At 32.2% G+C, this 21,296-nt stretch carries 19 protein-coding genes; 1 reads left to right on the top strand and 18 read right to left on the bottom strand.

The genetic code is table 11. From position 1 onward, the window contains the following. Window positions 1-102: 102 nt before the first annotated feature. The 4 genes from Z054_RS0113225 to Z054_RS0113210 form a co-directional block, all read right to left on the bottom strand. Window positions 103-285, bottom strand: coding sequence for a hypothetical protein (locus Z054_RS0113225; protein WP_161635289.1), 183 nt, complete (start codon window positions 283-285; stop codon window positions 103-105). A gap of 154 nt (window positions 286-439) precedes the next feature. Beyond that, entirely contained in the window at window positions 440-3,400 is a 2,961-nt protein-coding gene (locus Z054_RS28475) for a DNA polymerase III subunit alpha (RefSeq protein ID WP_035091814.1), read from the bottom strand. Window positions 3,401-3,536: 136 nt separating this feature from the next. After that, window positions 3,537-4,751 (bottom strand): DNA polymerase Y family protein, encoded by a 1,215-nt coding sequence (locus tag Z054_RS0113215; RefSeq protein ID WP_024770543.1) that lies wholly within the window; start codon window positions 4,749-4,751, stop codon window positions 3,537-3,539. Between the two features lie 164 nt (window positions 4,752-4,915). Beyond that, window positions 4,916-5,734 carry a hypothetical protein gene (locus Z054_RS0113210; RefSeq protein ID WP_024770542.1) on the bottom strand — a complete coding sequence of 273 codons (819 nt, stop codon included), beginning with the start codon at window positions 5,732-5,734 and terminating at the stop codon, window positions 4,916-4,918. A 298-nt stretch (window positions 5,735-6,032) separates the two neighbouring features. Between Z054_RS0113210 and Z054_RS0113205 the strand changes: the two genes are divergently transcribed. Next, the gene (locus Z054_RS0113205; RefSeq protein ID WP_024770541.1) at window positions 6,033-6,542 is read left to right on the top strand and encodes a DinB family protein; all 510 of its coding nucleotides are present in this window, start codon (window positions 6,033-6,035) and stop codon (window positions 6,540-6,542) included. A 22-nt stretch (window positions 6,543-6,564) separates the two neighbouring features. Here the strand turns inward: Z054_RS0113205 and Z054_RS0113200 are convergent, their stop codons facing one another. The 14 genes from Z054_RS0113200 to Z054_RS0113130 form a co-directional block, all read right to left on the bottom strand. Next, a complete protein-coding gene (locus tag Z054_RS0113200; protein WP_024770540.1) occupies window positions 6,565-6,798 on the bottom strand; it encodes a DUF6095 family protein in 234 nt (77 codons plus the stop codon). Continuing rightward, complete coding sequence (gene murQ, locus Z054_RS0113195) at window positions 6,788-7,600, bottom strand: N-acetylmuramic acid 6-phosphate etherase (protein ID WP_024770539.1); 813 nt, start codon at window positions 7,598-7,600, stop codon at window positions 6,788-6,790. Before murQ ends, Z054_RS0113200 begins: the two co-directional genes overlap by 11 nt. 229 nt (window positions 7,601-7,829) lie before the next feature. Next, the gene (locus Z054_RS0113190) at window positions 7,830-8,645 is read right to left on the bottom strand and encodes a DUF4249 family protein (protein ID WP_024770538.1); all 816 of its coding nucleotides are present in this window, start codon (window positions 8,643-8,645) and stop codon (window positions 7,830-7,832) included. Window positions 8,646-8,715: 70 nt separating this feature from the next. Then, entirely contained in the window at window positions 8,716-11,094 is a 2,379-nt protein-coding gene (locus tag Z054_RS0113185; RefSeq protein WP_024770537.1) for a TonB-dependent receptor, read from the bottom strand. 226 nt (window positions 11,095-11,320) lie between these two features. Next, window positions 11,321-12,511 carry a serine hydrolase domain-containing protein gene (locus Z054_RS0113180; RefSeq protein WP_024770536.1) on the bottom strand — a complete coding sequence of 397 codons (1,191 nt, stop codon included), beginning with the start codon at window positions 12,509-12,511 and terminating at the stop codon, window positions 11,321-11,323. A 171-nt stretch (window positions 12,512-12,682) separates the two neighbouring features. After that, window positions 12,683-12,865: a hypothetical protein gene (locus tag Z054_RS0113175; RefSeq protein ID WP_152538544.1), complete on the bottom strand. Its 183-nt coding sequence runs from the start codon at window positions 12,863-12,865 to the stop codon at window positions 12,683-12,685. A 25-nt stretch (window positions 12,866-12,890) separates the two neighbouring features. Further along, on the bottom strand, window positions 12,891-13,562 hold the full coding sequence (locus tag Z054_RS0113170) for a hypothetical protein (protein ID WP_152538543.1): 672 nt from the start codon (window positions 13,560-13,562) through the stop codon (window positions 12,891-12,893). Window positions 13,563-13,684: 122 nt separating this feature from the next. Next, entirely contained in the window at window positions 13,685-14,791 is a 1,107-nt protein-coding gene (locus Z054_RS0113165; RefSeq protein WP_152538542.1) for a hypothetical protein, read from the bottom strand. Next, window positions 14,772-15,308: a hypothetical protein gene (locus Z054_RS0113160; RefSeq protein ID WP_024770532.1), complete on the bottom strand. Its 537-nt coding sequence runs from the start codon at window positions 15,306-15,308 to the stop codon at window positions 14,772-14,774. Before Z054_RS0113160 ends, Z054_RS0113165 begins: the two co-directional genes overlap by 20 nt. Before the next feature lie 4 nt (window positions 15,309-15,312). After that, entirely contained in the window at window positions 15,313-15,852 is a 540-nt protein-coding gene (locus Z054_RS0113155) for an RNA polymerase sigma factor (protein ID WP_024770531.1), read from the bottom strand. A gap of 193 nt (window positions 15,853-16,045) precedes the next feature. Next, the gene (locus Z054_RS0113150) at window positions 16,046-18,271 is read right to left on the bottom strand and encodes an NADP-dependent isocitrate dehydrogenase (protein ID WP_024770530.1); all 2,226 of its coding nucleotides are present in this window, start codon (window positions 18,269-18,271) and stop codon (window positions 16,046-16,048) included. A 967-nt stretch (window positions 18,272-19,238) separates the two neighbouring features. Continuing rightward, complete coding sequence (rplS, locus tag Z054_RS0113140) at window positions 19,239-19,589, bottom strand: 50S ribosomal protein L19 (protein WP_024770528.1); 351 nt, start codon at window positions 19,587-19,589, stop codon at window positions 19,239-19,241. Between the two features lie 272 nt (window positions 19,590-19,861). Continuing rightward, window positions 19,862-20,539, bottom strand: a complete 678-nt coding sequence (trmD, locus tag Z054_RS0113135; protein WP_024770527.1) for a tRNA (guanosine(37)-N1)-methyltransferase TrmD — start codon at window positions 20,537-20,539, stop codon at window positions 19,862-19,864. A 64-nt stretch (window positions 20,540-20,603) separates the two neighbouring features. Beyond that, window positions 20,604-21,221, bottom strand: coding sequence for a hypothetical protein (locus Z054_RS0113130; protein WP_024770526.1), 618 nt, complete (start codon window positions 21,219-21,221; stop codon window positions 20,604-20,606). Between the last annotated feature and the right edge of the window lie 75 nt (window positions 21,222-21,296).

The following is a 21,296-nucleotide window of genomic DNA, read 5'->3' as shown; positions in this document are numbered from 1 at the left end:
TTCATAATATTATGAAGGGTTTTTTTTATGCAACAAATTTTGGATATAAAAATCCTCTTTACCTAAATAAAGAGGACTTGTAATTATCATGCATATTTTCAACTAAAAAGCGCCATAACAGCAGCCATGCGAACAAAAAACAGGAAAACCCGGTTCAAAAGGCCTGCATTGATCTGAAGTACTACAACTTTGACCTGTATATCCACCACCTGGTCTACAACCACCAAAACGCGCTCCTTTAATTGTAGATTGATCAGTTTTACTTAGTTTTTTGACGCCTTTCACGATTAAAATTTTTGTGTACATACTAATTAATTTAAGAGGTTAATAATTTTTTAAGATGATATGAAGTTATAAAATTTAGATTATCTTTCCTTAGAAAGCATGAAGTATTCTAAAAATAAATATTGTTAACATGTTGTTTTTTAGCTTATTTCGTTTATGCATACCTAGGATCTTGAATATAATCTTGTTTTATGATTTTAATAACCTCTATGCTCAAAAAACCAAACTCTTTAACTACCTTACCATATATACGATAAATACCTCTTCCTCTTAATTGATACCTCTCTTGTATTTTGGGAAATAGTACAGTATCAAAGATATTTCCAGATTGATCTAGAAACGTGCCAAAGGCCATACGCTTTCCTGTATGAGTTTTAGTGTTTTTCATAGCTATGAGATATCCGTATATATCTATGTTTTTGTTTAGATAATCATATAATTGATTAGCATTATTACTGTTTTTAGGTGCTGTAACTAATATTTTGAAGTAACCGCAAAGCGGAAACCCGAAAGCTTCAATTTGTTCAAACATAGTCTCTAGTTTTGATGTTTTTAACTCTGGAAGTGTATGCTCTACTCGTTTTTGATTAAATAAAAGAAATTGATTTTGGTTATTTGATGGAATACTGTTTATTTTAAAATGAGCCTGCCATAATAGTTCATGTTTGTTTTTGTTGGTAAACCTAAATGCATCAATCTTGATGAGAATACTAACTTGCTCTATACCTATTTGTACTCTATCAATGAAATTGTCTAAAGAAGTATATGGGCCATTTTGAGAACGATTACTCAAAATGTTTTCTGAAATCTTATACTCTAGATTTCTTAGTATCATCAATCCTAAAAATATACTTTTACCATTTATGGTATGTTCATACCCACTGGTATTGATACAAGGGGTTAGTATTGTAGCTCCTAATATTTTGGCTTCATGAAGATATATTTCGGGACGATAGAAACCGCCTCCATTGTTTAGTGTAGCTACTAGATATTCTAATGGGAAATAAGCTTTGAGAAATAAACTTTGGTAGCTTTCTACAGCATAAGAAGCAGAATGCCCTTTTGGAAATGCATACCCGGCAAAACTAGCTATCTGATCCCAGATTTCGAAAATTAAGGATTCAGCATAGCCTTCATTTTTACAGTTATTTATGAATTTATTTTTGACATCCTTAAATTCTTTTCGCGATCTAAATTTACCACTCATACCCCGGCGTAATACATCTGCTTCATCTAAGGTTAGTTTTGCAAAAAAATGAGCTACTTTAATCACATCTTCCTGATATACCATAATACCATAGGTTTCACTCATCAAATCAAGCATAATCGGGTGTGAGTTTTTTCTTCTTTCTTTGTCATGCTCCCGTAAAATATACTCTCGCATCATCCCGCTTTTAGCAACTCCGGGGCGTATGATTGAGCTTGCTGCTACTAGTCCTAGGTAATTGTCTGTTTTTAGCTTACTCAAAAGCATACGCATAGCAGGAGATTCTACATAAAAACAAGCCAGGCATTTTGCATCTCGTATCAAAGCATTTATTTTTTTATCTTTTTTAAATCTCTTTATGTCATGAATATCAAAATCAGCTAATTCCGGTTGATTGTATTCTATAATTGTAATTGCGTCTTTAATTTTTGCTAATCCACGTTGTCCTAAAATATCAAATTTGTATAACCCCAGATCTTCTGCGATGATCATATCATATTGTACAGTAGGAAACCCTTTAGGAGGGAGATCTGTGGCAGAATAATAATGTAGCGGGGATTCGCTAATCAATATTCCACTAGCATGTATGCTAAGGTAATTAGGGATCCCTCGTATTAGATTACTATAGATGACTACCAGTTTATGAATTTGATCAAGGGAACTATAATCATAATCTCCTTCGCTTAACTTGTCGATTTCAAATTTTGGAAGACCGAATACCTTACCTAATTCTCTTATTGCTCCTTTATAATGAAAAGTGATGTAGGTTCCTAGTAATGCTACATTGTCAAATTCTTGAAAAATAAATCGAGTGATATCTTGCCTGTCTTTCCATGAGAAATCAATATCAAAATCAGGAGGACTGGTGCGGTGTGTATTGATAAACCGCTCGAAGTATAGATCTAATTCTATTGGGTCTACATCTGTGATACGAAGTAGGTATGCTACAATACTATTTGCCCCACTACCACGGCCTACATAATAATATCCTTTACTCTGTGCATAAGAGATAATTCTCCAGTTGATCAAAAAGTAGGAAACAAATTCCATTTTTGTAATTAGTGATAGTTCTTTTTTTAAACGATCTAATACTTTTTTTTTGGGATTTGGATACCGATAGAGAAGACCTTCCTGACAGAGCTTTTTAAGCAGTTTATTATCTTCTTGTATACTGCTAGTGTATGTTTTTTGGTTTAAAGAAGGGTTGTTTTTTGAAAAATTAAAATCAATAAAACACTCCTCTTGAACAGTAAGGGTGTTATTAATAATGAAGTCAAATTCTGAAAATTTATTTTTTATTTCTTGATCGGGAATCATTTGCTCTGAAAAACATGCCTGTTGATCATTGGGTAAACGACTTAGTAGTATGTTATTATCAATAGCTCTTAATAATCGGTGGGCATTAAAATCTTTTTTATTTCTGAAGGTAACAGGCTGTAGTGCTATGCATTTATCTTTCAGTTTTCGCAAATTAGAAAGACGAAGTTTAGGTATGTCTTTTATAGATATACCTATAAATTCATTATCTGTAAAGTTGGTTTTGTTTATTGACAATACATGTTGAAGAGGATATATGATATAGGAATTTTTTAAAGGAGGAGCTATTTTGGGGAAATCGATTTTTTTATAAGAATGGTATGATAAAAAATCATTTAACTCTTTATATCCTTCATTGTTTTTTGCCAGACCGATGTATAAAGGTTGGTGATTGTTTCTAAAATCTATTCCTACAATAGGTTTAATCTTATACTCTTTTGCTTTTCTAATAAAGTTTAGGCAAGCAGAAGTATTGTTGATATCAGTTAGAGCAAGGCACTTTGTTTTGTTTTCTTTGGCCAACTCTAAAAGATCGATTTCAGAAAAAGTTCCGAAACGCAAACTATAAAATGAATGACAATTAAGGTACATATAGTTTCATATTTTGAGTTTTGCATCAGGGGTAGCAACGACATCCTTTTTCTATCAATTGATTAGAATTGACAGAAAAAGATATAGTGAATAACCCGCCCGGATGCCAATATTATGATACTGATGGCTATAAAAACTATTGTTTTCTATGGGCTAATACAATAGGAGGTTGCCCGTTAAATGGGTTTTGCATTCTGCCAATAGTTTTTGATCCTATAGCAGCAGCCCTTATTACACTTCGGTCTCCATATCTAATTCTAATAGTATCTAACGCCTGATATAGGTTAAGCTGTTTCTCGCTATCATCAAATAGGTTGATCTGGTAGTTGCCACTAACTAAGTGGCTAAATCGTATTCCTATTAATCGAATTAATAATCGTTTTTGATATAGTTTTTCGAATATTTCCAGGATTTTAGGGATAAGGATATGATCTGCACTGGTGTATGGTATTTTATGTTGCTTAGTATATGTGTTAAAATCTGAGTATCTAATTTTTACTGCAATACAAGCGGTTAACTTATTTCCTCTTCGTAATTGATAGGAGAGGTTTTCTGTCATTGCTATTAGGAGATTTCTAAGTTTATAGATGTCTATAGTATCCCTGTCGAATGTTCTTTCTGTAGAGATTGATTTACGTTCAGAAAATGCAATGACAGGTGTGTTGTCTATCCCATTAGCTCTTTTCCAGATGGTAAGGCCGTTTGCTCCAAGTACCCCTTTCATGACATCTACTGGCATATCCTGGATAGTTTTTATATAACGAACACCTAGATTTCGTAAAGTTTGATATGTTTTATCACCTACCATCGGAATTTTTTTAACCGATAGCGGAGCTAAAAACGGTTTTTCTGTACCAAAATCTATCTTTAATTGGTTATTAGGTTTTGCTTCGTTGGTAGCCACTTTGGACACTACTTTATTGCCAGAAAGACCAAATGATATTGGAAGCCCCGTTTCTGAAATAACTTTTTGACGTAATTCTAAAGAATATTTATAGGTTCCGAAGAATTTATCCATACCCGAGAGATCTGCATAGAATTCATCAATACTTGATTTTTCGAATACGGGTACATTTTCTTTGATGATTTCTGTAACCATATCAGAGTATTTACTATATGTTCCGGCATTGCCTTTTATAACAACAGCCTCGGGGCATAGTTCTTTGGCAATTTTCATAGACATACCAGAATGTATACCATAAGATCTGGTTTCATAACTGCATGCAGCTACAACGCCACGATCAGTAATCCCGCCAACAAGAAGTGGTTTTTCTTTTAAAGTGCTGTTAATCATGCGTTCTACAGATACGTAGAATGTGTCCAGATCAAGATGTAATATAGTTCTCAAGATATTAATTATGGAATAATTCCAAAAATAAGGAATAATTCCATAATAATTATATTAGAGCAATTTTTTTATTCACAACAGGATAAAAAAAAACGACATCTCGCAAGAAGAGAGATGTCGCTTGTAAAAATTTTATTTTGGGGCTACAAAATAAAATTCAGCATTAATTAATTTTCTACCATATTATAACCGGCAAATTGTTGCATAGCGGTTTGGGTAAGTTCTTTTGCTCTATTTACATAGAATGTTTTTGTATCGTCTAGTGATTCGTTCTTTAGATCATTTTCACTTCGCACATAATCAGCTTGTGATTCGAATTTAGATTCTTCGTTTAGAACTACGCTTAGTTCTTGTAGTGCATTTTCTAATTTTTGTAGTGCCATTTCAGCTTTTGATTTCATCAATGACTGTGCTTTTAATTCAGCAGCGCGCTTAGCTTCAAATTCGGCTTTTATCTTATTTTGCTCAGCTATTTGTTGCTCAAGCTTTTGTTGTTCAATTTCTAACTGACGACGTTTTTCTTCTAATTCTTTTTGTTTGCTGGCAACTTCTTGAGTAGCTTCTGCTAATTCGTTTTCATCTTCTGAAGAGGCTACCTCTTCATCTGCATAATTATCACTATTAGCTTGGCAAGAAGTTAATTGCTCTAGGAGTTCGGACCCTAATTCTTTAGCTCGTTTTGCAAAAAATCTACTACGCTCATAGGTATCTTGTTCTAGTGAACTTTCCATATCAACTCTAGCTTTGTATGCAGTTTCATTGGCTACTTTACAGCCACATTTATCTGCTAAATCTTCTACTTTTTGGAAAGCTTCTATGGCTTTATCTGCATATTCTTGAGTATGAAAGACGTTATTTGCCCCGTGTGCTTTTTTACTGTGTGAGTACGCATAACTGGCAGCAGTTAGTGCATCGTCGTATATATTTTGAGCGTTAGTTCTGGGGATAAAACATAACAAAAACAGTATAAGTGCAATTTTTTTCATTCTTTGGGGGCTTTTAAATCACATAGCAATAATACAATATTTTATATGTAACATCCAAAAAAAACAGTCATTAATCGACGAAATACGCATTTTGTCTTAATTTTTACGGGTAAACCTTATTCTTGGTGATAAATATCCTACTGGGTGTGAGAAAACTAGATGATTGTTACTGTAAATCAATATCTAAACGATGATTTGTATGTAATATTATTTGTGATATGACTTTTTTGAAAATTAATTTTATAGTCTTATCGATAAAATTTGTAAGTTAATTATGTATCTTACGTCTAAACGGCTCATGAAACAATTAGTTATCTCTTCAATAAATTATAATCTTAGTAGCGCTGTAGACTTACTTAATGCTATAGATTCTACTACATATCTAAACAGTTCGGTTGGGCCATATTACTCTAGTATTGGCTCGCACATACGTCATATTCTTGATTTTTTTGATTGTATAATTAATGGGTTAGATTCTAATAACATTGACCTTACTGCCCGTAAGCGAGATGAAATATTATCTACAGATAAGGAGTCTGCAATACACCATATATACCAACTTCAGGAAACATTATTATCATATATTGATACAAATACGGATTATTTAATTCATGTTACTGATAATTTGGGACAAGGAAAAGTAACTGTAAACTATACGTTAGAGAGTATTCTTGCTCATGCCAATAGTCATGCGGTACATCATTATGCAACTATTGGGTATATTCTTAATCGGTTAGGAGTAGAAATAAAAATTCCGGGATTTGGTTATAACCCAACAACACCGATTAGTAAAAGAGAAGGAATTTAGTTAGAAATGATTTTAAACTATTTTATTTTTTACCAAACATTGATTCCATAATAGTTCTAATACCTCTAAAAGCCATAAATATCGCAAATCCAGCGCCAATTATTCCTAATATTAGTATAGGGATATATAATGGATGGTCCTGATTTTTAAAAGCAGAGTGAATAATAACCGGGCTAATAAACATAAAAATAAGTGCTATTGCCATACGCTGCACTCCTTTACCTAATAAATCTTTATTTGTTCTTTTAGGCTCCATACTTACTTATTGCATCACGTACGTTTCCGTACTGTTCTAATACTTCGGAAGCCTTTGCACGATCGATCGATAATTCTTCCATAATCATGCGTATTCCACGATCTACTAGTTTATTATTGCTAAGCTGCATATCAACCATTTTGTTACCTTTTACTCGCCCTAATTGAATCATAGTGGCTGTAGAAATCATATTCAAAACCAGTTTTTGAGCAGTACCAGCTTTCATACGAGAGCTTCCGGTTACAAATTCGGGACCTACAGTAATGACAATCGGAAATTGAGCAGTTAGAGCCAAAGGACTACCTTCATTACAGGTAATACATCCTGTAGTAATATTGTTTTTATTACATTTTTGTAACGCACTTATAACATATGGAGTAGTACCCGAAGCTGCAATACCAATAACGACATCTTTTTCTGAAATCTGATATTCTTCTAAATCTTTCCAGCTTTGATCTGTGCTATCTTCAGCATATTCTACGGATTTACGAATTGCGGTATCACCACCAGCGATTAATCCAATAACCAAATCGGGCGAAACACCAAAAGTAGGTGGGCATTCGCTGGCATCTACAACTCCTAATCTGCCGCTTGTTCCAGCTCCAAGATAGAAAATCCGACCGCCATCTTTTAGTTTTGGTACAATTTGGGCAATCAAAGCTTCAATCTGTGGAATAGATTTTTCTACAGCATCAGGAACTGTTTTATCTTCTTTGTTTATGTTGGAAAGTAACTCGTTAATGCTCATTTTCTCTAAATGATCATATTTTGAGGATTTCTCTGTAGTTTTTGTAAATGACATACTTCAAAAATACTCATTTTTTGATTTCAAGACAGAGAGTAACTTTCTTTTTTTAATGAAGTTATTTAGACTTTCTATGATTCGTTATATTATACTATTCTTTTTTCATTCAAAAGCCATCTTTTTATTGTTTCATAACTATGCCATGCAACGCAAAAAAACTTCTTTTAAGCAAAAAACTATTTTTTGGCCAAATCTAAAAAGCCAAAACAAGTTTAATCATAAGGCACTATTCTTTTATAGTAAAATCAAATCTATTGGCTTCAGAAAGGTTAAAGTATCCTAAGGCAAAATTATCAATATTAGTTGTGTTAATGATATTACCTCTTAGTAGGGCAGGAGGTGTTTGAAACGGGTTTCCTCCTTCTTGTTCACTTTGCTCAATAAGCAGGTTTGCATAATTGTAGTAACGCTCATCAATTCCTAATATTTTGATGGTTACATTACGCCCATTTACCATGTCTTCATAGAAATAAGAAAAATTGAAAGCTTCGCCTTGATAAAAACGATCTTCACTTGCCAGGAATAAACTGAAATCAAAATCAAAAAGATAAAAATCATCACGAGTTCCATCGTCTGTAAAGAAAATAACAACTTCGGTTTCATCATCGAATAAAGTATTATCACCTTGTACTACATTATCAATAGGAACAGTAGGGATAAGTTGTGCAGTAGCAATAAAAGTTTCATTGTTGTAGATAACAGTAAGTTGATATGTAGTATTGAATTCTGGAGTAAATGCAGTTGAGACTGGAGTATAAAATCCAGGCTCTGTTGATTCGGTAAAATTGATAACCGAATTATTAGAGAGGTCTGTAATAAAAACAGTAGCATCACTTACAGTAGGAGTATCTTTATCAAAGAATGGAGCCGATAATGTAAGCCTTACTCCACCTTCAATATCAACTGGGTTTTCGTTTAGGTAATATTCAAAAGAAGCATCAATTACTAATCTTTGTTTTCCATTAGGTACTTCTATATCAATTGCGTCTTCACAGCTAATCGATATTGTCAAAATTATCAGTATATAGATTAATTTCTTCATTTTATCTGTTTCTAATTTTCTTTTCAGCGATCAAAATTAAATTTACATAACCTTTAATTGTGCTCATTTATTAGAATTTAAAATTATAGGTCACAGCAGGTATAATTCCAAATATAGAAGTTCTTACGGCTTCATTTAAATAAGAATCCTGATTTCTTTTAAAAGTAATTGATGCTGCATTTTTACGGTTATATACATTATAGATACTAAATACCCACTCTCCATGCCATTTTCTGGTTTTGTTTTTTCTTGGTGTTAAAGTAGCTGATATATCTATTCTATGGTATGCTGGTAATCGTTCACTATTTCGTGGGCCATCAAAGACCGGTACTACTAATCCTTGAAATTCGAATTGCCCTGTAGGGTAATTGGTTGGTTGTCCTGTTTGGAATATGAAATTAGCTCCAAATTTCCATTTTTCGTTTAGCTTATAACTCCCATTAAAGGATATATCGTGGGTTTTATCATATGGAGTACTATACCATTTGCTATTGTTGATTCCTGGTTCTTGCGGCGTTCTACCAGGAGTTCTTTGTTCTGATTTTGATAAGGTATAGGCTAGCCAACCTTTAAATTTTCCTTTATTTTTTCTTATTAGAAATTCTAAACCATAAGCACGAGCTTCTCCATTTAAAATATCTCGTTCGATAGCATTATTTGCAATTAGATCTGCGCCATCAATATAATCTATGCGATTTTTTATGTCTTTATAAAAAACTTCTGTTTCTATGGAGTATTCATCATCATTAATACTTTTAAAATACCCTAGTGCATATTGATTAAGTAATTGTGGTTTTATGTATTTACCGCTAGGAGTCCATACATCTAAAGGAGTAGGGGAGCTAGTATTTGATAATAAATGAAGGTATTGTGCCATTCTGTTATAACTAGCTTTTATTGAAGTGTTGTCATTAAAAGCATATGCCAGAGCTATTCTGGGTTCTAAATTGGTAAATGTTTTTATTTGATCGCTTCTGCTAAAATTTTCGGTACCTATTGGTTTTGCATCTTCATAAATCTGCAATTCTTCATTAAATAAAAGGGGATTATCATTTTGATAGATATTAAGTTCATTTTGTCCTAATCTTATAAAATTGCTTAACCTAAGTCCATACTGAAGGGTTAAGTTATTAGAGATTTTATGTTCTGCATCGATATATGCCCCAAATTCATTTGCATATTTATCGATCAGCTTTTCTCTATTGATTCCAGAATCTTCACTATTGGGTTTTATTTCACCGGGATTAAATCTGAAATAGATAGTATTGATTCCATAATTAAGCTGAAAATTATCACTGATATAATGTTTTAGATCATATTTTAGGTTGAAATTTCTGATTCCAGAATCCCATTCGAAACCTACGAAATCGAGTTCTAATCCGTAGAAATAATCAGAATATATTAGGGATAGATTAGAGAATAGTTTATCTGAAAACAGATGGTTCCATCTTAGATTAAGTACCGTGTTGCCATACGTGTTTTTAAAAACTTCATCTATAGCAAATACATCCCGACCAAAGTAACCAGACAGGTATAAATTATTACTGTCATTAATCTTATAATTTAGTTTGGTATTGAGATCATAGAAATATGCAACATTATCATTATCAAAAAGAGGTAAAAAAAGATGAGCATAAGAAGCTCTACCACCTACCAAAAATGCACCTCGATCTTTTACAATAGGACCTTCTGCCAGCAATCTACTTGCTACTGCTCCAAGACCACCATTAATTCTAAATTTTTTGCTATTTCCTTCTTTTTGATAAATATCTAATACTGATGATACACGACCACCATATCTAGCGGGGATTCCGCCTTTGTATAGTTTGATGTCTTTTATAGCATCTGGATTAAATACAGAGAAAAAACCAAAAAGATGGGAAGAGTTAAAAATGGTAGCTTCATCTAATAAAATAAGGTTTTGATCAGTTGATCCTCCTCGCACATTAAACCCAGAGGCCCCTTCGCCACCACTAGTTACTCCTGGTAAAAGAATAATTGCCTTGATTACATCGGCTTCTCCAAGAACAACTGGAATTTGTTTGATAGTTCCCGCAGTGAGTTTATTAATACTCATCTGAGGGTTCTTAATACTTAATTTTTCTGTTTTTTCTGTAATGATTACTTCATCGAGAACCTCTGAAGATTCTATAAGTTGAACATTAAGTTTTTTATCTTCATTAAGGTCAATTTCAAGTATATTATCTGTGAACCCTAAATAACTAACCTGTAGTTTGTATTTTCCCTGAGGTAAGGTGATAGAGTAAAAACCGTATTCATTAGTAACTATACCTTTTCCTATTTCTGGAAATATGACGTTGACTCCGATAAGTGTTTCGTTACTGGATTTTTCTGAAATAATCCCGCTTAATGTAAATTTTTCCTGACTTTGAATTGAGAACGATGATAAGAATACTAATATGAGACCAGATAATATGTATTTATTCAAAGGAAAGTATTTTATCAATTAGTACTAATAATGTAACCGTAAAGGAAGAAATATGTTACGAGTTCTACAATTAATTTATTGTTAATTATCGCTTTTAGTACTGATTTTTTCTTGTGTTTTGAATTATACTTGTTTAGAAGTTTAATTAATCTTGTTATGTTACCCCTAATTATATAGCAAAACTTTGTTGTGAAATCTTAATAATAATTAGAGGTAAATTCTATATTTAATAGTTACGATCGGGGTTTTCGTTAATCAATGTTTTCCAGATTTTTTCTATTGACCTTTCGATATTAATATTAAATTCTTCACTTGTGTTTGTTACTAAATAATATCCCCTGTTTTTTATGGGATCAAACATACATGCTGTTATTATACCTGGATCCCCTCCTGTGTGTCCTATTGTTTTATTGTCATTAATATCCCAAAAAATACCACCCATTGCTTCTTTGATTTCGCTATGTTTTGATTGAAAACGGAACATTTCTTTATAGGATGCTGCCGATAATAGTTTTCCTTTCCCTTGGTAGCCTCTCATCATTTCTATCAAATATTTACTAAAATCAGAATTACTGGTTATTAGCCCACCATCAGCTTTAGTCACTAAAGAATACTTGGGAACTTCAAAATCTTTTGCATAATAGAGTGTAGCATGATTTTGCATATTCACGTCATTAAAACTCCATCCTGTGGCATCCATATGTAAAGGTTCAAAAATATATTTACGAGTATAGCTCTCATAAGAGATACCTGTAGCATTTTCTATAACAAAAGCAGCTAGAGCAGCTGCAATATTGCTATATTCATATTTTTCTCCCGGAGCATTTTCTAGAAAATTTTCCTGATAATACCATGGACCAGATGTAGATAATACATTTTCAAAAAAAACAGATTCATCGATTTTTACATTTGCTTTAATTAGCTCTACAATAGGTTGATAATCTTCTGGGAAAGTAGATACATCTACTTGATTGGGATTCTCAAATACATAACTTCTATAATATACTTCTCCATCCGTAATTCCAGAAGTATGAGTTGCTAAATGCCGAACAGTTATTGGTTTTTCGGGATAAAGCGGATGTATTACATCAAATGGTAAATATGTATTGATGTTGGTATCTAAATCAAGTTTACCTTGTTCTACAGCTTTCATTACTGCTAGTGCGATAAAAGTCTTGGATATAGATCCTATATTTTGAATTGTATGGCTAGAATATCTTTTATTTTTATTAATATCTGCATGTCCAAAAGAGTTTTTATAAAGCACTTTTCTATTATCTACTATGGCTACAGAAAGCCCAACTAGTTCTGACTCGTCATATAATTCTTGTAATTCTATGTGTGTATGAAGAATATCATCATCTATTCCACATGAGAATATTAAAAAAAGAAGAAGTAAAGAGGTTGCCTTTTTCATTTGTTTATTTTTTAAGGTTTTAAAATGAAAACTAAAATGTTTAATGCATCAGGATAAAATTATTAGGCAATAGATGTAGTGTCTGATTTATTTAAAGATCTGATTATTAGTAATTTAATAATTTTGATAGGGGTAGGTACTATAGGGTACTATATAAGAATGTGTTCTTAATTAATAGCTTTCATCTACATTTTGAAGTCTCATATTTTTTCTTAAATCCATTAATGATTTCCATTGAAAATTAATTGGAAACCATTCTTCATGTATTGTCGAGGTTTGATTATGAGGTTCAGAACATGTACTGTTTTTAACATAAACCTTGTCGTTTTCTGAGAATACATAAACAACATTCATGTTTTTTTTGCGGTTTGTTTTTAATTCATTCATGATTTGGTATGTTTTTTTTATAGCGATTTCTTCCAAGATTGAATACTCCCATTTTTACACCGAATCCAGCCGAAAAACCGTTGATTCGAGTAATTTCATCTGATGATAATTCTACTTTACTAGAGAACCTGTACTTAACTCCCATTTCTAACTGAACGTATCGCGAAATATTATACAAAATATTCACTCCAGGCTCTACAACAAATATTGCATCCCATTGATCTTCTTGATATCGTTCTACTTCTTCTTCATCATCCCAGTTAGTATTAATGTATCCCGTTGCACCACCACCTATTAATACTGGAAAAGAAAGATTGATTTTGGCTTTACTAAAAAATATTGGTTCTAAATGAAGACCTGAATATACTGCTCCCAGATCTGCAATCTCTGGCGAGAAAATTCCTGGAATATTTTGATTAGAAAAGAGGCCTTTTGTTACAAAACCAATTTCAAATTTTTGATTAGCAACATAGGCTATCTTAAGCCCGGCAATATATGTTTCTTTGCCTTCAATTTCGCCATAACCAGCATGTACTCCCAGATAAACACCATGTACAATATTTTTTCGGTCATTAAACTCTATATAATTCTGAGACTCTTGAGCTATACTTGGATACATATAGCAGGTTAAAGCAAAAAGTAATATAATTTTCACGTGTTTCATTATACTTGATTTGTTATATCATTGACAAGTTAAATTTGTAATAGTTGCATGTAATTCGTTTCGATACTGTTAAATTTATCATAATCAATGATCACTGGGGTAATTAAAAGAGAGGTGCATACTCATTCTTTTAATATGACCACTCCTTTTCTACCTGTGATATGGAACTTTCCTTTTAAACTACTATTTCCATAAGTAGCACTAATTTCTCTTATTTTTCTTCGTTTATCAATCACATCGGTTTTTATGTTTGTAAACGACTTAGGGATTCTTAATAGTCCTTGTTCAAGAGAAGCATTAAAGTCTATGGACATTCCTGAAACATTTATGCTTAGTTCTGAAGATTCTTGATCAATAGTTATATTAGCATTGGTTTTTTGAATGTTGGAAACCCAAACGTCTGCTACTTCTGTAACAAGATTAATATTTTTATATACTGTATCTATATTCATAGTGCTAAACATAAGTTCACCATGAATACTTCCTAGTCTTTGAATGGTAATCTGATCCTTACTGGAGTGCATTTCTAATGACTCTACATTTTCAATTTTTATGATTGTTCCGTTACTATTTATTTTAAGATCATTGGATGATTCTATATCGATTTCTCCATTTTTGAATCGTATGTTACCATAAGTAATAGATTTGGTTTTTAGTTTTCCAAATTTCATTTCTATACTTGCGTTATTAAGGTCTTTATTTACCCACATATCGCCATGTTGTACATTAGCTTTTAATTTTCCGTTCCATTCACTTATAATGATATCTCCAAATTTATTTATAATATTAATTTCAGCATTAAAAGGCAAATAAATAGTGTAATCTATTTGAATATTACCTTTGTCAAAATCAAAGAAACTTGTTTTGTCGAAGAGTTCTTTATTAAAAAATCTAGAAATCATACTTGTGTTTTTTTCTTCAATTACAGAAGAAATACTCACAAAATCTTCGGTGTTATTAATGGCAGGGTTAATACGTTTTAATAATTCTTTTGCATCTTCTTTTTTCTTTTTGACAACCTGTATGTCAATATCAATTTGTATTGTTTTTTTCTCCCATCCTTGAATAGTTACATTTCCATATTTATTTTCTAAATGTAGTTCTCCTGCATTAGTTAACGGAAATGTCTTTTCAATTTTTTTTGACACTTTTTGCTGTGCCCACACACCATTTGCTATGAATAGCAATATGGGCATCAGTAAAAGATATTTATAAGATATAGCCTTCATTTTCATTCGATTTTTTAGAATCATTGATCTGTTTCAACAGATTTTCAATCAATTCGATTCTTTTTTTATAATTATTAACAATGGCTTCTAAAATGTATTCATTGTTCAAGTTTTTTGCCATTTCTGTTTTAAGGGTATCATATTCTTCATCCAGCTCATCCATAAAAGACAAGAATTTCTTTTTGTCTTCGGGTTGCAATTTTGAGTTGTTTTTTACAAGTTGTACCTGAAAAGATACTAGATCCTTATAATAGGTGTCTATATCTCGTAATTCCTGATGTACAATATTATTTTGGTTGCTATTGTTAAATCCTGATGTGATTAGATTTACTATTGAAAAAGCTCCTATCAGAATCAAAATACTTGCAGCTATTTTTATTAGGGGAGACCTCCACAGGCGAATTGTTTTTGAAGAGTCTAAATTAGACTCAATTTCATTCCAGATTTTTGATTTATCTGCTTTATGCTCATCAAATAGGTGCTTGTTTTCTACTATATATTTTTCAAAATCATCCATTGTACTATAATGTATTTACAATTTCAATTAATTTTTTCTTTGCTCTGTGATATTGCGATTTCGAAGTCGAAATAGTGATACCTAATATCTCTGCAATTTCTATATGATCATACCCTTCGATTAAATAAAGATTTATGATTTGTCTATATCCATCCGGAAGAGTTTTAATTCCTCTTTTTATTTTGCTAATATCATTCGGTTTAACGGGATCAATTATCTCCTCGCTAATATGATACTCGTGTTGGTCAAGAGGTGTAACTGGTATTTTTTTTAGCTTTAAATGGTTTAAGCTTTTATTAATTACTATCCTCTTTAACCAAGAGCCAAAAGTACTTTCGTATCTAAAAGATTTTAAATTTTTGAAAGCCTCTACAAAACTATCTTGTACGACATCTTCTGCATCTTCTTTTATGCTTAGCATACGCATACTTATATTATACATGGCATCGACATAGAGCTCATATAATCGGTATTGCGAATTCCTATCACCAGACTTGCTTTTTTCTACAAGATCCTTGTGCGTATAAAGAATATTGGTTTCCAATTAGTTTTACTTGATTGTAAATTTCTTTAAATGTACTTCTCTTTTGGTTATTATCATTGACAATTTAAAAATCAAAGGGTTGCATGTAATAAGAAATTAATATGAATATTTTTAATAAAGAAATAAGGAAGTATTAAAAAAAGCCTGTGGGATTAATATCTCACAGGCTTTTTTAATGTATTGTTTACTTATATTATTTTTCAATAATAGTATTAAATGTCTCACTTGGGCGCATTGCAGTAGAAACTTTATCTGCATTTGGCCAATAATATCCCCCCATATCAACAGTACTACCTTGCGCATCATTTAGTTCATTGATAATTTTAGTTTCATTATCAACAAGTTGTTTAGCAACTATAGAAAACTCGTTTTGTAATTCTTTATCTTGAGTTTGTTCTGCAAGTTCTTGTGCCCAGTATAGAGCCAGATAGAAATGGCTTCCTCTGTTGTCTAGTTCATTTACCTTACGGGAAGGAGATTTCTTATTCTCCAGAAATTTGATAGTAGCTTGATCAAGTGCTTCTGCAATAATTAAAGCTTTGGTGTTATTATTGGTTTCTCCAAGGTGTTCTAAAGATACTGCAAGAGCCAGAAATTCTCCTAAAGAATCCCATCTTAAGTGACCTTCTTTATTAAATTGTTGTACATGTTTTGGTGCAGAACCTCCTGCTCCGGTTTCGAATAAACCACCTCCATTCATTAGAGGAACAATAGATAACATTTTTGCACTTGTACCCAGTTCTAGAATAGGGAAGAGGTCGGTATTGTAATCACGTAAGACATTTCCTGTTACAGAAATGGTGTCTTTACCATCTTTAATTCTTTCTAATGAAAAGCGAGTTGCTTCAACAGGAGACATGATTCTGATATCTAATCCAGTAGTATCGTGTTCTGGTAAATATGTATTTACTTTTTTGATCAGTTCGGCATCGTGTGCTCTATTTTTATCTAACCAGAAGATGGCAGGGATAGTTGTTGCTTTTGCTCTATTTACAGCAAGCTTTACCCAATCTTTTATTGGAGCATCTTTGGTTTGACACATTCTCCAGATATCACCTTGTTCTACAGGGTGTTCTATTAGTATGTTTCCAGAAGCATCGATAACACGAACAGTACCATTACCTTTAATTTCGAATGTTTTATCATGAGAGCCATACTCTTCGGCTTTTTTAGCCATAAGTCCAACATTTGGAACAGTTCCCATAGTGGTGGGATCAAAGGCTCCGTGTTTTTTACAAAAGTCTATAGTCTCCTGGTATATACCGGCATAACTACTATCTGGGATAACCGCTTTGGTATCTTGTGTATTTCCTTGTGCATCCCACATTTGACCAGAATTACGAATCATAGCTGGCATAGATGCATCGATAATCACATCACTTGGTACATGTAAGTTGGTAATTCCCTGATCAGAATTTACCATTGCTAGTTTTGGTCCTTTTTCGTAACATGCTTGTATATCAGCTTCTATTTCTGCTTTTTTGGTATCTGGTAATTTTTTTAGTTTATTGATAAGATCTCCAAAACCATTGTTTACTTCAACACCAATTTCTTCAAGAGTAGCAGCGTGTTTTTCGAATACATCTTTAAAAAACACTTCTACCGCATGACCAAATATAATGGGATCAGAAACTTTCATCATTGTTGCTTTCATATGTAAAGAAAACAATACATTTTTCTCTTTTGCATCAACTATTTGTTCCTTAAGAAAAGCGATAAGCGCTTTTTTGCTCATTACTGTAGCATCTATAACTTCTCCTTCAAGTAAAGTTATTTTTTCTTTTAAGGTTGTTGTGCTTCCATTTTGATCTGCAAACTCAATTTTTACATCTCCAGCTTTATCAATAGTAACTGATTTTTCGTTTGAACAAAAATCTCCACTAGACATGGTGGCTACGTGAGTTTTAGAATCAGAACTCCAGGCACCCATAGAATGTGGGTTCTTTCTAGCATATTGCTTTACCGGTTTTGGCGCTCTACGATCAGAGTTTCCTTCTCTTAGAACAGGATTTACTGCACTACCTTTTATTTTGTCGTATCGACTTTTAATTTCTTTTTCTGCGTCGTTTTCAGGTTCTTCAGGGTAGTTTGGAAGATCAAATCCTTGAAGTTGTAACTCTGCAATTGCAGCTTTTAATTGCGGTACAGAAGCACTTATATTCGGCAATTTTATGATATTTGCTTCTGGTGTTTGAGCAAGTTGACCTAATTCTGACAGAGCATCAGCTTGTTTCTGCTTATCGGTTAATTTTTCGGGAAAACTAGATAAAATTCGAGCAGCAAGAGAAATATCTTTTGTTTCAATATTGATATTTGCTGCTTTAGTAAATTTTTGAACAATAGGTAAAAAAGAATAGGTAGCTAAAGCTGGAGCTTCATCTGTTTTGGTGTACACTATTTTTGAGTTATCAACTCCCATATTTTTGGTTTTTTATTTAGGGGTCTAGAGGTTTTTAATACCTGAAAAGTAGTAGACTCCCTAATTTTATTATACTATTTATGTAAGGAAATAATTAGTCGTTTAATTTTTCTTAGACAAACAATATTGGCCGATCTTTTTAGTATTGATTCTATTTGGATTTACAATTTTGTAGTCATAGATTTCCGAGCGCGAAGATACAAATCTAGTCGCCTAAATGCAACCTGTGTGTTATTAGTTTTGAGTTAGAGAGAGTTGAATTATAGTTTATTGAATATTCAAGTGAAAAAAATGTAAGATGTTGAAATTTTGATCTGTTTTTAGATGTATTCTCAAAAATAAAAAGCCATATCAAGAATACGAATATTTTGATATGGCTTCATTGAAAATAATTATGATGCTAGCTGTTTTACCCGCTATTAAATAAAAACTTTCGTTATTTATAACAAAATACTTATTTTCAATTTTGAGCAGATTTAAATTTGTCAAATAATGATTTGTATAATTTGTTTCTACTCTTGCGACTAATACGTGTGTTTGTGTTTCTAAATTACTTTTGTAATTTTTCAGTTTTTCACCCGGATAGTCAAATGCCATTTACAATTAAAAAGGTGTCAAAACTTAATTTTTTCTTCTGAATTTCATTTTGAAATGATCCTAAAGTAAAGCCCTTAAAGTGATTTCAAGGATGTATTCAAAAAAATAACTTTCGTTCTATATTTATTTTAATTCTAAACTGGTCTTAATATGTTCAGAGAACGTTTGTTTAGATATACAGCCAAGAATCCTTGTGTCATCTTTTGCTATATGTAATTCTAATATAAATATAAGGAAAATTGATTTGCGGTCCGTTAATTCTTATTGTATTAGTTATCAACAGTTTATGAACTTGAGTTGTTAACTTTTGTTCATAAAAAAAAGACTCCCAATTGGAAGTCTTTTTTGATTTGTAAAAAGAAATAAAGAATTAGCTTCTTTTTTCTCTAATACGTGCTTTTTTACCGGTAAGTCCTCTAAAGTAGAATATACGAGCTCTACGAACTTTACCTCTTTTATTTACTTCAATTTTTTGAAGTGCTGGTAAGTTTATAGGAAAAATACGTTCTACACCAATAGTTCCTGACATTTTTCTGATTGTAAATGTTTCAGTAGATCCAGAACCTCTTCTTTGGATTACAACTCCTCTAAAGAACTGTGTACGTGTTTTGTTTCCTTCTTTAATTTCGTAATAAACAGTGATTGTGTCACCTGCAGAGAATTCTGCCATTTCTTTTTTTGTAACAAATTCGTCTTGTACGAATTTCACTAAATCTTCCATTTTTGATATAGTTTCATGGTTTTGTTAAAGCAACATTCGCGATTTTCGCCAGAGGTTGGTCTAATCAGGGTGCAAAAGTAAGTATTATTTGATGATTTGCAAGTGTTTTGCGATTATTATTACTTCTCTGTTAATTAATCATTTTTCAATTTATGACAAGATGTGCATAGAAAGTAAGTTTGTGATTACATTTTATGTATGAAAGCTAAATCTAAAAGACTTTAGCTTAGAATAAATACCTGATTAAGTGTTGATACTATGGTGTATTTATTTTATTCGTCCAATAAACCAGGTCTGCGATCTTTTGTTCTTTGGTATGCTTGTTCTTCTCGCCATGTTTCTATTTTAGGAAAATTACCAGAGGTTAGAACTTCAGGTACTTTCCAGCCTTTATATTCTGCGGGTCTTGTGTAAATAGGGGGCGCTAATAAATTGTCCTGAAATGAATCAGTTAATGCAGAAGTTTCGTTACCAAGTACTCCCGGGATCAGTCTAATGATTGTATCACATAAGATTAGTGCACCCAGTTCTCCGCCCGATAATACATAATCTCCTACAGATATTTCTTTGGTAATAAAATGATCTCTTACACGTTGATCTACCCCTTTGTAATGACCACAAAGAATAATTAAATTTCCTTTTAAAGATAATTGATTTGCAATTCCTTGATTTAAGGTCTCGCCATCTGGAGTCATATAGATGACCTCGTCATAATCCCTTTCTGATTTTAATTTGGAAATACATTTGTCGATAGGCTCTATCATCATAACCATGCCAGCACCACCTCCAAATTGATAATCATCAACTTGTTTATAATTTGTATCGGTATAATCTCTAAGATTATGAAACTGTACTTCGACTAATCCTTTTTCTATTGACCGCTTCATTATAGAGGCTTCGAAAGGACTTTTTAGTATGTCTGGTACTACAGTGATGATATCTATACGCATCTTTATCTAATTCATTTATGGGTGCAAAGATGCAAAAGAATATGGTGAAAATCTAGAAATAGAACTACTTAGCGCCAGCTTTACGTTGTTTATTGATTTCGTCTTGAAGCTTACGCATTACTTTTTGCTCTCGTTCCAGGGCTCTTCGTCTGTGATCCTCAAACTCTGCTTCAGTTTCAGCTAATACTTTTTTGGCTTGTAGTGTTATTGTATTGCTGTTTTTGAACTTGTATATGAAGAAACTAAGTAAAGCGATGAGAACACCAATAATAACCCACATAATGGTTTTGTAACTGGATTTAGTTAGTGCCGCTCCAAAAAAGTTAATACTGTCTTTTTCTTTGGTAACGGTAGTAAGATCACCATTTGTTTTAGCAAGTGATTCTTCGAGTCCGGTTATTGTAGATTTTTGTTCATCAATCTTAAGATTGGTTGTATTTAGTTTTGATTCTAATGTCTTAAGTGTGTCTATAGTGTTGCTTTTAAGTTTGTTTAACCAAATCAACTTCACTACTTTGTATTCTTGAAATTTCCCGGATTTTTTTATCACCATATCAAATTGCCCTTCAATCTTTTCCTGTCTTAAAGCATCAGCAACAGTTGCATTTTCTTCTTGTGCATATGTAGTTTCAGAAAAGGATAGAAGTAGTATTAAAACTAGTAGATACTGTGGTAATTTCATATTGTTATTCTTAATTTTTTAATGGTTAGATACGATATTCCTATAGTGAGGTGGTAGTTAGAGAATAAAATAACT

It is taken from the genome of Aquimarina macrocephali JAMB N27 (assembly GCF_000520995.1).
GTDB lineage: Bacteria > Bacteroidota > Bacteroidia > Flavobacteriales > Flavobacteriaceae > Aquimarina > Aquimarina macrocephali.
Note: the sequence above shows the minus strand (reverse complement) of the source record. Positions and strands in the feature narration are given on the sequence as shown.